At 39.4% G+C, this 11,448-nt stretch carries 20 protein-coding genes and 1 pseudogene; 11 read left to right on the top strand and 10 right to left on the bottom strand.

Annotated elements, in window-relative coordinates; all coding sequences use genetic code 11:
• Positions 1-722 precede the first annotated feature (722 nt).
• The 9 genes and pseudogenes from IQ283_RS14000 to IQ283_RS13960 all read right to left on the bottom strand — a co-directional run bounded on the left by IQ283_RS14000 (position 723) and on the right by IQ283_RS13960 (position 6,346).
• A complete protein-coding gene (locus tag IQ283_RS14000) occupies positions 723-1,238 on the bottom strand; it encodes a CBO0543 family protein (RefSeq protein ID WP_194220754.1) in 516 nt (171 codons plus the stop codon).
• Positions 1,239-1,336: 98 nt separating this feature from the next.
• Positions 1,337-2,113, bottom strand: a complete 777-nt coding sequence (locus IQ283_RS13995) for an ABC transporter permease (RefSeq protein WP_194220753.1) — start codon at positions 2,111-2,113, stop codon at positions 1,337-1,339.
• The gene (locus IQ283_RS13990) at positions 2,110-3,003 is read right to left on the bottom strand and encodes an ABC transporter ATP-binding protein (protein ID WP_194220752.1); all 894 of its coding nucleotides are present in this window, start codon (positions 3,001-3,003) and stop codon (positions 2,110-2,112) included. The genes IQ283_RS13995 and IQ283_RS13990 overlap by 4 nt, the downstream gene beginning before the upstream one ends.
• 12 nt (positions 3,004-3,015) lie before the next feature.
• On the bottom strand, positions 3,016-3,216 hold the full coding sequence (locus tag IQ283_RS13985; protein ID WP_194220751.1) for a PLD nuclease N-terminal domain-containing protein: 201 nt from the start codon (positions 3,214-3,216) through the stop codon (positions 3,016-3,018).
• Between the two features lie 4 nt (positions 3,217-3,220).
• Positions 3,221-3,430, bottom strand: a complete 210-nt coding sequence (locus IQ283_RS13980) for a transcriptional regulator (protein ID WP_194220750.1) — start codon at positions 3,428-3,430, stop codon at positions 3,221-3,223.
• Positions 3,417-3,749: a YxlC family protein gene (locus IQ283_RS13975; RefSeq protein ID WP_194220749.1), complete on the bottom strand. Its 333-nt coding sequence runs from the start codon at positions 3,747-3,749 to the stop codon at positions 3,417-3,419. The genes IQ283_RS13980 and IQ283_RS13975 overlap by 14 nt, the downstream gene beginning before the upstream one ends.
• A pseudogene (sigY, locus tag IQ283_RS13970) lies at positions 3,746-4,281 on the bottom strand (RNA polymerase sigma factor SigY). The gene IQ283_RS13975 and the pseudogene sigY overlap by 4 nt, the downstream one beginning before the upstream one ends.
• 347 nt (positions 4,282-4,628) lie before the next feature.
• Positions 4,629-4,931: a hypothetical protein gene (locus IQ283_RS13965; RefSeq protein ID WP_194220748.1), complete on the bottom strand. Its 303-nt coding sequence runs from the start codon at positions 4,929-4,931 to the stop codon at positions 4,629-4,631.
• A 17-nt stretch (positions 4,932-4,948) separates the two neighbouring features.
• The gene (locus IQ283_RS13960; RefSeq protein ID WP_194220747.1) at positions 4,949-6,346 is read right to left on the bottom strand and encodes a YqiA/YcfP family alpha/beta fold hydrolase; all 1,398 of its coding nucleotides are present in this window, start codon (positions 6,344-6,346) and stop codon (positions 4,949-4,951) included.
• A gap of 100 nt (positions 6,347-6,446) precedes the next feature.
• Here IQ283_RS13960 and IQ283_RS13955 point away from each other — a divergent pair, with 100 nt between their 5' ends.
• From IQ283_RS13955 to IQ283_RS13940, 4 genes are all read left to right on the top strand, one after another.
• On the top strand, positions 6,447-6,728 hold the full coding sequence (locus tag IQ283_RS13955; protein ID WP_194220746.1) for a DUF1433 domain-containing protein: 282 nt from the start codon (positions 6,447-6,449) through the stop codon (positions 6,726-6,728).
• Between the two features lie 292 nt (positions 6,729-7,020).
• Complete coding sequence (locus IQ283_RS13950; RefSeq protein WP_194220745.1) at positions 7,021-7,311, top strand: hypothetical protein; 291 nt, start codon at positions 7,021-7,023, stop codon at positions 7,309-7,311.
• 176 nt (positions 7,312-7,487) lie between these two features.
• Positions 7,488-7,811, top strand: coding sequence for a hypothetical protein (locus tag IQ283_RS13945; RefSeq protein ID WP_194220744.1), 324 nt, complete (start codon positions 7,488-7,490; stop codon positions 7,809-7,811).
• Between the two features lie 246 nt (positions 7,812-8,057).
• Positions 8,058-8,210 (top strand): hypothetical protein, encoded by a 153-nt coding sequence (locus IQ283_RS13940; protein WP_194220743.1) that lies wholly within the window; start codon positions 8,058-8,060, stop codon positions 8,208-8,210.
• Between the two features lie 94 nt (positions 8,211-8,304).
• Here the strand turns inward: IQ283_RS13940 and IQ283_RS13935 are convergent, their stop codons facing one another.
• On the bottom strand, positions 8,305-8,481 hold the full coding sequence (locus IQ283_RS13935) for a hypothetical protein (RefSeq protein ID WP_194220742.1): 177 nt from the start codon (positions 8,479-8,481) through the stop codon (positions 8,305-8,307).
• A gap of 240 nt (positions 8,482-8,721) precedes the next feature.
• Here IQ283_RS13935 and IQ283_RS13930 point away from each other — a divergent pair, with 240 nt between their 5' ends.
• The 7 genes from IQ283_RS13930 to IQ283_RS13900 all read left to right on the top strand — a co-directional run bounded on the left by IQ283_RS13930 (position 8,722) and on the right by IQ283_RS13900 (position 11,432).
• A complete protein-coding gene (locus tag IQ283_RS13930) occupies positions 8,722-9,066 on the top strand; it encodes a DUF1433 domain-containing protein (RefSeq protein WP_206759467.1) in 345 nt (114 codons plus the stop codon).
• Positions 9,067-9,108: 42 nt separating this feature from the next.
• On the top strand, positions 9,109-9,432 hold the full coding sequence (locus tag IQ283_RS13925) for a DUF1433 domain-containing protein (protein WP_194220740.1): 324 nt from the start codon (positions 9,109-9,111) through the stop codon (positions 9,430-9,432).
• 150 nt (positions 9,433-9,582) lie between these two features.
• Complete coding sequence (locus IQ283_RS13920) at positions 9,583-9,921, top strand: hypothetical protein (protein WP_194220739.1); 339 nt, start codon at positions 9,583-9,585, stop codon at positions 9,919-9,921.
• Between the two features lie 35 nt (positions 9,922-9,956).
• Entirely contained in the window at positions 9,957-10,289 is a 333-nt protein-coding gene (locus tag IQ283_RS13915; RefSeq protein ID WP_194220738.1) for a DUF1433 domain-containing protein, read from the top strand.
• Between the two features lie 35 nt (positions 10,290-10,324).
• Positions 10,325-10,654 (top strand): DUF1433 domain-containing protein, encoded by a 330-nt coding sequence (locus IQ283_RS13910; RefSeq protein WP_194220737.1) that lies wholly within the window; start codon positions 10,325-10,327, stop codon positions 10,652-10,654.
• Between the two features lie 112 nt (positions 10,655-10,766).
• Complete coding sequence (locus IQ283_RS13905; protein ID WP_194220736.1) at positions 10,767-11,039, top strand: hypothetical protein; 273 nt, start codon at positions 10,767-10,769, stop codon at positions 11,037-11,039.
• 48 nt (positions 11,040-11,087) lie between these two features.
• A complete protein-coding gene (locus tag IQ283_RS13900) occupies positions 11,088-11,432 on the top strand; it encodes a DUF1433 domain-containing protein (RefSeq protein ID WP_194220735.1) in 345 nt (114 codons plus the stop codon).
• The last annotated feature ends 16 nt before the right edge of the window (positions 11,433-11,448 follow it).

Below are 11,448 nucleotides of genomic sequence, written 5' to 3'. Positions count from 1 at the left end.
CACCCTTTAAAATATAATCTTGCAAAAATAATAATATAGTAATAAATAACTTACAAAACATGTAATAAGTCTATTAATAGAATAACAGCGTTTTCCTTAATTGGATATTATTATTTATGACAAAAGTCATACTCTGACAAAAGGAAAACTCCCTAAAGTAGTAAGGGAGTTTTCCTATATTAATAAACCAATAACTTCCATAGGGTTTATGTTTATATCTAATTGTACTTTCAATTGAGCTAATTCATTTTGAAGTAATGAATTTTGAATCATTAATATTGATAATTCACCTTCATTCCGCTTAACTAACTCAGTGATTTCAGTACTCACTGTGGCGACAACTTTCTCTTTGGTGACCACTTCTCTTGCCCTAGGATGTCCTTCCCTAACTAATAACGACACTCCTTATTTAATACAATAGTCATAATATATTTCTTCTCTTATTTTCTTAATCGGTACAGAAAGATCTAATGTTTAGTACTAAAATAAAAATAAACTACTCTTATTATGAGATCTAGGAGACAGTTAAAAACAAAAAACAGGACATCGAACCTCCCTCGACATCCTGCAAAAGTTTACTCCCCTCATCATTCTTCATCCTTATTCACTTTCTTACTGCGCAAATAAATCCACATGCCACTATACGTTATCATCGCCAATATCAAAAAGACGGGTACAGATAGAACATCACGAATCATCATAACGGCTGCTCCACTCCTTTATTATTTTAGACTGGCCAATGGGACGGGGAAGAATAAATAGAAAAGGATGGCGATGGGGATGGAGATGATGAGTGCTTTCACCGGACTGCGATAATGGAGATAAATCATCACGAACAAGATGATATTTAAGGGAATGTTTAACCAACCGTTCCAGCCGTTATCATAGACGTACAATCCTTTATAGGCGAAGATCGTCTCAAGCACCGTGTAGAATCCTGCCCATATAGCGATGTAACTGAATTGATTGATCCTTTTCTTTGGAAAGCGCTGCAGGTAGATGATAAGACCAACGGGACAGATAAAAAAAGTGAAGGCCATGTTAATGATCGAATGATTGATCCATTCTGCCGTAACTCCTCTGAACGCCCACAGTGTGTGATTAAAATAGAGGAAGTTATATGTAAGATTGATCACTATGAAAAAGAGAATGGTAGCATACTGCTTTCTCCACTGTGACCAGTCGATAAATTTATAAGCAAAAAAGACCCAAACGACCATCACGAATAATAAATACATAGAGCCACCTCAATCGGATTAAGTCGTTTCATTATTGACGCCGCTTGGATCATTTATACGTTAGTCGTAGGGAATTCGCGGGTGCCTGTCACCCGCTATTAATAATGCCTATACCTCTTCAACACCATAACGCCTGAAACGAACAATAAGAATGATAAGGTTGTCGTGCTACCGATGACAGTCCAGGCTGACTCGGTCCACTGCTGCTCGACTAAAACCTTCATCGCTTCTCCTCGTATGTTTCCTGGACTCCATTCCATGAATTTCGGAAGTAGTGACGTTAGCAGGCTGATCAACGAGAGGAAGAGAATACTAACGCCGGCTATTCCGCCATTGTGCTGGAGAATTGTTCCGACAAAAATGGTAACGGCGACGACAAAGAGAACCCAAAAGGAGTAAATGACGAGGCTACTCATCATGAGCTTCCAGTCTACTGAAGTAAATAATAAATTCGTATAATACCATGTGAGGCAGTAGCTTAATAGAAGTGAGAAAAGCAAGAGGGCAAGCTGAGCCACAGTCTTACTGCCTAAGTATTGCCACTCGTTAACGGGACGCACCATAACAAGCGTAATGGAACCGTTTTGCCGCTCCTGAGCGATCACATTCATGGTTGCGAGAACGAAAAGTAGGGTACCGATCGTGCCATATTGAGACAGGGCGCCGCTCAATACTTCTTCACCCGTAGGTGTGGGGATCGTGATACTAGCTCCTTCTGGTAGGTTACCAGCCATATCGAGAATTTGTGGCATATAGTAACTTGTCAGAGGTTGCGAGATCCCGATGATCATCAGTACGACCGGAAGCCAAATCCATTTGCCATTCCGTATTAGCTCGAGAATTTCTTTGTGTAATAGCGTTAGAAACCGATTCATTGTCTCACAACCTTCATATAAGCATCTTCTAATGAATCATGCATCATTTCAAAATGAGTGACTGCTTTATTCTGCTTAATGAGCTCCTGTAACAGCTCATTTGGGTGGACATGTGCATGAAGTCTTACTTTCACAGTTTTAGGATCAATGTATTCATAAGCTTCGATGATTTCAAGCTGTTCGATGATTCCGTTCATCGGTTCTTCGGTTTGTAATTTAATTGGCAATAAATCAAATTCTTTACGCAAAGAAGGTAATGATCCTTTCCATTTTAAGCAGCCATCTTGCAGAATAAGAACTTCATCGCAAATTTGCTGGGCATCGTGCAAGATATGAGTCGAAAATAAAATCGTCATGTTCTGTTTCAGTACTTCTATCAGTTGTAAAAAGTCTCGTCTTCCTTTTGGATCGAGCGCAGATACCGGTTCGTCTAGAATGAGAAGCTTCGGTTTGTGAAGCAAGGCCTGCGCTAATCCGAGGCGCTGTTTCATCCCACCTGAGAAGCCACCGATTTTTGTAGTCATCGCCTCTTCTAAGCTGACGAACGCTAGCACCTCCACTACGCGATCATGAAGCTCTGCCTTTGGTATCGACGATAGCTTACCGGCGAAAGAAAGAAATTCTTTGGCTGTCATCCAATTAAAAAAGGATGGATGCTGAGGTAAGAAGCCAATCAATGGCCGATAGTCTTTGTTCGGATATCCGTTAAATTGAATGGATCCTGAGTCAGGTGTAAGCATTCGAGCTAACATTTGCAGCGTCGTTGTTTTACCCGCTCCATTAGGACCTAATAGGGCCATGCAACTTCCCTCTTGAATGGTGAAGGAGAGATTCGAGACAGCTTTTTTACCTTTAAACTGTTTCAATAGATTGTCGATGTTAACAAGCATGATTTTCACCGCCTAACTGTTTTTACGTCCGATCACAAAGTAAAGAATGGCCCCAAAGAGATTCACAAAGAGAATAAGAAGGATCCACATCCATTTTGGTCCGTTTGTTTCCTTTTGCTTGATGCAGCTCACAAGCGCTGAAATGGTTAAGATCGCTTGCAAGATCAGCAATGGCGCCACTAACGCCCAGTTTATGTCGTTCAAGATGTCCATTTTTTCACCTCTTCCCCTTTAACCTTCGTTTATATGGCCATACGACGAACAGCAAGTAAAATAACGTCGGCATCGGTAATTGAATCAATCCCCAGATCCCCCATAGCCACGGGTAACTTCCTTTTTTCTTTGCATCTACAAAGAGAAGCATGCTTTGCGTGAGTAATAAGAGAATAAGAATGGGAATAAAGACGTAGAGCTCAAGATTTGTCATAATCAAACATTCCTTTCTTATTCACTTTCTTATAAGTGAAATAGACAGCAAAAGGAGCAATCAGAGTTGCAACGATCTGGAAGTATAGAAAGAAAAGTGGAGCTTCAAAAAGACTTACGATAACCACGGTTAAAATCACGATCGCTGTTAACAAGAAGAGCGTACTTTCGATGTAAAACGCTTTTTTCTTTTTTTGTTGAAACAGGACTAGTTGCTTCTCCATATCAAGCTGAGAAAGTGAACCTTTTCCAAGATCATCGATATACTGCCAATCCTGCTTGAGGTGTTGCACAATCTTTTCTTCTTCCTTGTCATTCACGGCGTATCCAACTCCTTTCGTAACTTCCGTAAACCAGTATGCACCCTGGATTTCACTGTTCCTGAGCGTATCCCGAGCATTTTCCCAATTTCATCATACGAGTAGCCATAATAATGCCGTAACAAGATCGGAACTCTTAAGGTGGAGTCTAACGTATTAAAATCTGTGAAAAGATCGCTCCAATTCATTCCTTTTGTACTCGAGTCCCAAGCTAGCTTTCGCGATAAGGTACGCTTTTCTTCAGCTACCCATTTCTTTTCTCGTTTTTCTTTCCGAAGCATGTCAATGTACAGCCTAGAAGCGATCGAAATCATCCACGTCGAGAACTTCCCTTCTCCTTTATAAGAAGAAAGTTTCACATAACACTTCATCATCGTCTCCTGAGCAAGATCCACGCTAGTCTCTTCATTTAAGGTTAGCTTTAAAAGATATTGTAGAGGAAAGCATAATAGCACTGAAAAAGCTGAGTGAACGCATCATCGTTTCCAGCTTGTGCCTGCTGAATTAATTGAATCTCCTCCTCGCGTTCCATACAACCCTCTCCTTTACCTGCACCTATATGACGCTGACCTCTTAGAAATCGTTCATTTAAATTTATTTAGCTTGATCAATACCCTTTCCACAAATGATACATAAAAAGCTAACCTCCGTCTTTCAGAAGTTAGCTTTTCCTCTCTTTGCTTATTCAACACTTCAAAACCAAGTTGAGCGTCTGAGTTAATGTTAAATTACAATAAGCTATCAGCTCTCCATTCAATTGCACCTATAGAAGTTTGTCTCCATATAACCTATCTTTTCACTGTGTGCACCCTACACTTCTTACTCTACTAACTTACGAAATTCAAAAATAATAGGACGTCCCCTATCAAGAGACGTCCCTCACCTCACCTTAATACTGTCATGCAACATTTCATACATCATCTTCATCTTAATTAACTTCAACTCATTTTCTTCAAACCGCTGCACTAACGCCTTATTTGCCTGACCATCGAAGTTATGCTCAATCTGATTAAGAATTGCTTTGTGGCGTTCACTTAAAGAACCTACCGCGTAGCAATGTTCTAAATGAGTGTTTAATAAATTTGCTTCCGCTTCTAGAGCACTTTTAATCTGTGTTCTTAGGGCATCCTTCTGCCGCTGCCTTTCCCAGTAATCGTTCCACCAGTCAAAATCAAAGTCCATTTCTTCACCTCTTCTCTTTAAGATTCGTAACGGAGCCACTGTGCGAGATATTGATCGGCTCGCATCAAATCTTGACTCATTCGTTCCATGTTATAAGCGATATCCGCTGTATCCTGATGCGTATCACCCAGTGATGCCATTAAGCTATCGAACATCTGGATATCAAATAACATCGGTACACCGTCAACTGGCGCTTTCGTAAACTCATGAAAGTAACTCTCCACGTCTGATGCATTTAACTTATCAAATTGCCCGCTTCCTACCGAACTGATGTATTTGCTTTTCATGTCGCGCATCGTGTTCATGTACACATCAAGGAATTCGAGCAGCGCCTGTTTCGTTGCTTCAATTTGCTCCTCACTCTGCTTCATTTCTTGCACGTACATTTCCATTAAGGCTTCTTGGATTTGGATATGGAAGTCAGAGACACCGCTGTTTTTCAGTGCGAGTGGGGATAGATTGAGTTGACTTTGAAGTTTTTCGTCGAAGAGCACTTGTGGGACAAAGTAACCTTCGTCGCCATACAAACTAGAATCTAAGTAATTTTTAATCCCGTGCATGGCTACCCCTGGCATACCCGCTTGTTCTGGATCATTCATATAATAAACGGAGCCAACAGATTTCTCATAATAAGTGCCAACTACATCATCTGGATAGGTATAGCTGATGACATTATCTTTATACTCCCCATTAATGGCATTTTGCTGTTGCTCAGGGGTTAATAGTGAATAAATATCTGCAGCAGCAAATGTGACGGCATTCGAATCGTGATTGACCGCAAAATACTGCGCTAATCCCCCACCAAGTGAATGACCGACAAAAGTAATATTTTTTGCTCCATACTTCTCCACATAGTGATCCACTTTTTCTTCCGCTTCAGTAAATTGATTTTTATGTACATATGAAATCGTGCCAGCCTTTGAATTTAGTTCAGCTCGACCACTTGCTAGACTCGCATCCTGAGAAGGGGTTCCTAAATAGGCTGTTGTCCCATACCTCTTTTTGGTATAATTGGAATTGCCTAAAACGATGCCTTCTATGTCTTCGTTGATATCTTTATTTGATTCAGCAAATTCAGCTTTACTGATCGTATTTTTCTCATATACGAGATTTCCATTTTCGATACTTGCTTCACCGGTCGCTAACATCGCGTCTTGGGAAGGAGAACCGAAATACTTTGTTTCGACTTTAGTAGTGACTGATTTTGGCATTTCTGTACCGCGAAAACTGATGACAATTTCATCAGTATTAGAATTTCTTAGTACATATCCCAATAAGCCAGTTTCTTTATTTTCGATAGTATCGATTTTTTTCCAAATTTCAAATTTATTATCAACTAGTTTTACTCGAATTTCAGTCTTAACTTCATCGTATGTTCTTACAGAAATGTTACTTGCAGTTTTGTCATTAATCATCATATCTCTCCTTTTTTAATACGGAGGCTGAGGGGGACTTTATATCAATAAATTGTTATTTTTACCAATTATATTTATTATACTATTAGGAGGTTGCAGTGTGAACTCACAAAGTGAAAACTATGATGATGAGACTAAGAGAAAAGCAAAAGAATCTGTAGAAAGTTTCTTGGTTAACAACTATGAGAATATTAACTCTGTAGAATTCACCAATGTATATCAAAGTGAAATGGGCAGTCTAAATGTAGACGGTACAATTAACAATGGAGAATCTGACTTTTCAGCTGGAATAGAAAATGATTTTTCGATAGGTAGTATCGGATTAGGGGAAGGGTTTCCTGAGATTAAAGAAGAGTGCAGAGAAGAAACTTGTGATTATTAATTACTGTTTTATTTTACAAATTAACTATAAAATTATATAACAAACCACTTGGGTTCTGGGTGGTTTTTTTTTATCAAACTTACTTATGATAGATTTTCGATGTAAATGTTATATTTATCAATAGGCCTTTTTCTATATTGCTTAAAGATTGAACCAACATATATGAAGTACCTAAAATTCTTTACTTCCTCATTATCTCAATTTTTCCCCTCTAAATATCTAATGAGGTGATTTTTTGTATTCTCGACTCATCTTAATACTTTCCATTATTATACTATTAGGGAGCTGCAGTGTGAACTCTAACAGCGAAAACTACAGCGAAGAAACAATCGAAAAGGCGAAAGCCAGCGTAGAAAGTTACATTATAAATAATTATCAAAATGTCGAAAGCGTAGAGTTTAAAGATTCTCCTTCTGCACCGATGGGTAGACTTGTTCTTGAAGGCACCGTTAATAAAAAAGCGACATTTAATATCGGAGTGAATGATGATTTTACAGTTGGAAGCATTGGCATGGGGGGAGGCTTTCCAGAGCCTAAAGAAGAATGTAAAGACCACTCCTGTGACTATGAAGTAAGTAAGTAATGAAGATAGTGCTCTCTCAGCCTGTTGCCACAGATTTTTCTGTGTAAGCAGGCTTTCTTTTTGAAGTATGTGGCTACTCTCTTCCCTTTTATACTGTTTAGGTTAATCGAGAAAATGAATAAAGCTAGCCGATTGAAATTTATACATAAAATGATTCATCTCGAGGTGATGCTCAAATGAAATTCATCCGTATTTACACCATTGTATCGCTCATTTTATTAGTTGGTTGTAGTACGAAAGAATACAGCGAAACAACAGTGAGAGAAGCACAAGCAAACGTGACGAGTTACATAGAAAACAATTACGCTAACATCGAAACCCTTACAGTAACCGAGCCCTATGAAGCAGAAATGGGGATTATGACCGTGGATGGTAAAGCAAACGGTGAAGCTTTTTCTGTAAGCCTGGACACTGATCTGATGGTAGCTGGGGCAGCGATTCAAAGTGAACAGTTTCCTGAAAAGAAAGAAGAATGTTTGGAGAGATTATGTGACGATTAATTGTTTCTCACATTCAATGCGCTTGCTCCATATTCGCGCTAAAGGTTAGGAGATGGTTCTATTTCTACATTAAAAACGTTTCCCCTTGTCGTTCTTCTCCTGTTAGCTGCTTGTAGCTTCCATACGCAGAGCGAGGATTATGACGACGAAACACAGGAAAAAGCAAAGGCTTCTATTGAGAAATTTATCACGAATAATTATGAAGAGATTGAATCCGTTGAGGTCACTAAAGTTTATCAAAGCGAAATGGGTGGACTAAATGTAGATGGAACGGTCAATGGTGGTGAAGCTAGGTTCTCAGCTGGAATCGATAATGATTTTACTGTTAGAAGTTTAGGATTAGGGGAAGGGTTTCCAGAGATGAAAGAAGCTTGTAAAGAACAGATTTGTGGTTCGTAAATAAGACACCTCATAACCATACGCAACTCGAGTTGTGTATGGTTATGATTCGTTTAGCTGTGAAAATTGATCTTACCTGGTTATGGATGTACGATTATTTCGTTTTTTCTTTTGCAGGATACAGTTTGTTCAATACGGTAGCAACTGTCATGGTTGTTAAACCTAGTGCAAGACCCTTTATAATGACATGATCAGGCAAAAATACATACTCAATACTCATTAATACCATTACAATCAACCATGTAATATGGAACCTTTTACCAAAAGACATGTATACCCCCTTCAAATCTCCTATTCTCACACCATCCAAATATTGTAACTTTCTATTTTAACTACCACTTTAACCCATATGCGAAACATACTATAAATACTCAAAAAGGGCTTTTCTCTGTTTCGTGTACTCCGCCTTAAGCGTCTCAAACGATTTCTTCATCCTCTACCTTTATTTGGTATAATTAGATTCAGCGTTTTTCATCACTATCAATCTATTTACAACGTGAATCAAAATGAGGTGGTTCCCTTTTATAAACGATTATTTTTATTCCTTACCCTCTCCATTCTATTAGGGGCTTGCGGTTTTTTCTCACAGGGAAACGACTATGATAAGGAAACAATCGATAAGGCAAAGAAATCGGTTGAACGTTTTATTGCTCATAACTATGAAGATATCGGATCCGTTGAGATAACCAGTTCCTATGAAAGTGAAATGGGTGGTTTAACGATTGAGGGAACGATTAATGACGGGGAGGCTGAATTTACAGCTGGGGTTCGAAGTGATTTTTCAATTGGGCATTTAGCTCCAGGAGAGGATTTCCCTAATATGAAAGAAGCGTGTAAAGAACAGATTTGTGAGTGACCGAACCTTTTAGCGAATTCAACATGTGAGGATATGATTTTATTGAAAAGCGTCTACATCGGTCTTATCTCATTATTAGTCCTCCTATCAGGCTGTAGCGTGAACTCTACTGATGATGAAACATTAGAAAAGGCAAAAGAGAAAGCGGAAAGTTATTTGAAAAATAATTACCAAAATGTAAGTGAAGTCACGTTTGTTGATGATCCCAACAATCCAATGGATGGCATAACCGTTGAAGGTACAGTAAATGGAGAAGCGGAATTTACAATTGCGATGGATGAACGGTTTGAAATTGCTGGAGTTAGTCGAGGAAAGAATTTTCCGGAGAAGAAAGATGCTTGTAAAGAGCAGATATGTGCATATTAATTTAGGCGTCTCCCCTCTGATACAGAGTGTCATCCTCTTTATTGGCCAAACTCGCGATATATTGGCCAAATCCTCATTTTATTAGCTAACTAGAATGAGTCTAACAGTGGTGGGGCAACTTCTAACCGCCGTTCACGAGAGGTGATCATCATGCAATGGAAAGCACAAATTTTTATCATGCTCGCCCTTTTCCTTAGCGGGTGTAGTCTATTCTCTACTGGTAGTAATGAGTATTCGGAAGAATTCATTTTACAAGCCGAGAAGGAAGCGGAACATTTTGTAAGAGCGAATTATGAAAACGTTGATGAGGTCACTTTTAGTGACGATCATAGTAGCCCTATGGGTGGGCTTGTGATTCGAGGAAAAGTAAATGGTGAGGCTGTGTTCTCAATGGATATGGACAACTCGTTAAAGGTGATCGCGATCAGCGAAGGAACGGGTTTCCCTGTAGAGAAACCAGCGTGTAAGGAGAAAGTTTGTGATGACTAAGTTGTCATTATATTCTTTAACAGGGAGGTGTTTTTTTGAAACGTACTATTGGCATCTTCCTTTTAATCTTTTTATTAGGATGTAACGCCATATCTTCATCAGAAACGCTTGATAAACAAACGATTGAAAAAGCAAGAGAGAGCGTAGAAAGCTATTTGCGCCATAATTATGAAGACGTAGAAATAATGACGTTCAGCGATGATACGAGTGATCCGATGGAAGGTTTAATGATAAACGGAACGGTCAATGGCGCTGAATTTTCAGCGAGCGTCGATTCGGAAACGTTCAAGGTGAAAAGCGTTGGTGAGACGGAAGGATTTCCTGACGTAAAAGAAGAATGTCGGGATACCGTTTGTGATTATGAATAAGCGTTTCCTAACATTTCTAGTAAGGAGCATAGTGAATGAAAAGAATTGTCTTATTCCTATCGTTTACGATCCTAATCGGTTGTGGTGTGGAGCAAGATCCAGAACAAATCGACAAAGCGGAAGCGAGCGTGGAGCGCTATCTGAAGGCTAACTTTCAAAACGTTGAAAGCGTAGAATTTAACAACTCCCCTTCTGCTCCAATGGGGGGCCTCGTTCTAGAAGGAACGGTCAATGGAAAGGCCACATTTAATATTGGGGTAAATGAAGATTACACGGTCGGAGGGATCGGGAAGGGCAAGGGATTTCCCGAGCGGAAAGAAGCGTGCCTGGAGCACTCGTGTGACTATGGACAGCTGGAAGAATAGGTTAATATCTAGTCTCAAATGATAGATTGTATCTTTCTAAGGAAGTGATTTTATGAAATGGCCCCTTTCTCTTTTGGCATTAACATTTCTTTTACTTACGGGATGTAGTCTGATGCAAAGAGAGGAATATGACGAGGAAACGATCAAAGAAGCGAAAGCTAGCGTTTCAAGCTATATTGAAAACAATTATAAGAGCATTGAACATATCACGCTGAAGGATCCCTACCAGGGAGAGATGGGAAGTTTCAAGCTTGAAGGGAAAGCAAATGGAGAGGCTTTTTCAGTGATGTTAAATAATGATTTGACGATTTCAGTTATGTCGATCCAGAGTGAGAATTTTCCCGAGAAGAAAGAAGCGTGTCTGGAGAACATTTGTGACTATTAACGTGACGAAAAAAGCGCGTCTTCCCTTTCCTGATCGCGAGGTGATTTTTTGTTAAGACGACTTTTTTTGGTGTTTCCTATTTTATTTGTCCTTGGTGGGTGTAGTTGGGGATCTTCACAAGAAACGTATGATGAAGAAACCATCGCTAAAGCGGAGTCTTCCACACTAAATTACATCAAGAGTAACTTTAAAAAAATCCAATCTGTTGAAATCACAAACGTCTACCAAAATGAAATGGGCGGCATGACGGTAGAGGGATCGGTGAATAACGGTGAGGGCACTTTTTCTGCAGGGATTGAAAATGATTTTTCGGTTGGAAGTGTTGGGGTAAGCGAGACATTTCCGGATCGAAAAGAGGACTGTATGGAGCGCACATGTACATATGAGCACTGACTAGATATGAGGTGAA

It is taken from the genome of Pseudalkalibacillus hwajinpoensis (assembly GCF_015234585.1).
GTDB lineage: Bacteria > Bacillota > Bacilli > Bacillales > Guptibacillaceae > Guptibacillus > Guptibacillus hwajinpoensis_B.
This window is presented reverse-complemented; position numbering and strand designations above follow the sequence as displayed.

Excerpts from the sequence above, each read along its gene's own strand:
- IQ283_RS14000 (WP_194220754.1), bottom strand. The coding sequence starts at position 1,238 with ATGTATTTATTATTCGTGATGGTCGTTTGGGTCTTTTTTGCTTATAAA.
- IQ283_RS13995 (WP_194220753.1), bottom strand. The coding sequence starts at position 2,113 with ATGAATCGGTTTCTAACGCTATTACACAAAGAAATTCTCGAGCTAATA.
- IQ283_RS13990 (WP_194220752.1), bottom strand. The coding sequence starts at position 3,003 with ATGCTTGTTAACATCGACAATCTATTGAAACAGTTTAAAGGTAAAAAA.
- IQ283_RS13985 (WP_194220751.1), bottom strand. The coding sequence starts at position 3,216 with ATGGACATCTTGAACGACATAAACTGGGCGTTAGTGGCGCCATTGCTG.
- IQ283_RS13980 (WP_194220750.1), bottom strand. The coding sequence starts at position 3,430 with ATGACAAATCTTGAGCTCTACGTCTTTATTCCCATTCTTATTCTCTTA.
- IQ283_RS13965 (WP_194220748.1), bottom strand. The coding sequence starts at position 4,931 with ATGGACTTTGATTTTGACTGGTGGAACGATTACTGGGAAAGGCAGCGG.
- IQ283_RS13960 (WP_194220747.1), bottom strand. The coding sequence starts at position 6,346 with ATGATTAATGACAAAACTGCAAGTAACATTTCTGTAAGAACATACGAT.
- IQ283_RS13945 (WP_194220744.1), top strand. The coding sequence starts at position 7,488 with ATGAAATTCATCCGTATTTACACCATTGTATCGCTCATTTTATTAGTT.
- IQ283_RS13940 (WP_194220743.1), top strand. The coding sequence starts at position 8,058 with ATGGGTGGACTAAATGTAGATGGAACGGTCAATGGTGGTGAAGCTAGG.
- IQ283_RS13935 (WP_194220742.1), bottom strand. The coding sequence starts at position 8,481 with ATGTCTTTTGGTAAAAGGTTCCATATTACATGGTTGATTGTAATGGTA.
- IQ283_RS13920 (WP_194220739.1), top strand. The coding sequence starts at position 9,583 with ATGCAATGGAAAGCACAAATTTTTATCATGCTCGCCCTTTTCCTTAGC.
- IQ283_RS13910 (WP_194220737.1), top strand. The coding sequence starts at position 10,325 with ATGAAAAGAATTGTCTTATTCCTATCGTTTACGATCCTAATCGGTTGT.
- IQ283_RS13905 (WP_194220736.1), top strand. The coding sequence starts at position 10,767 with ATGCAAAGAGAGGAATATGACGAGGAAACGATCAAAGAAGCGAAAGCT.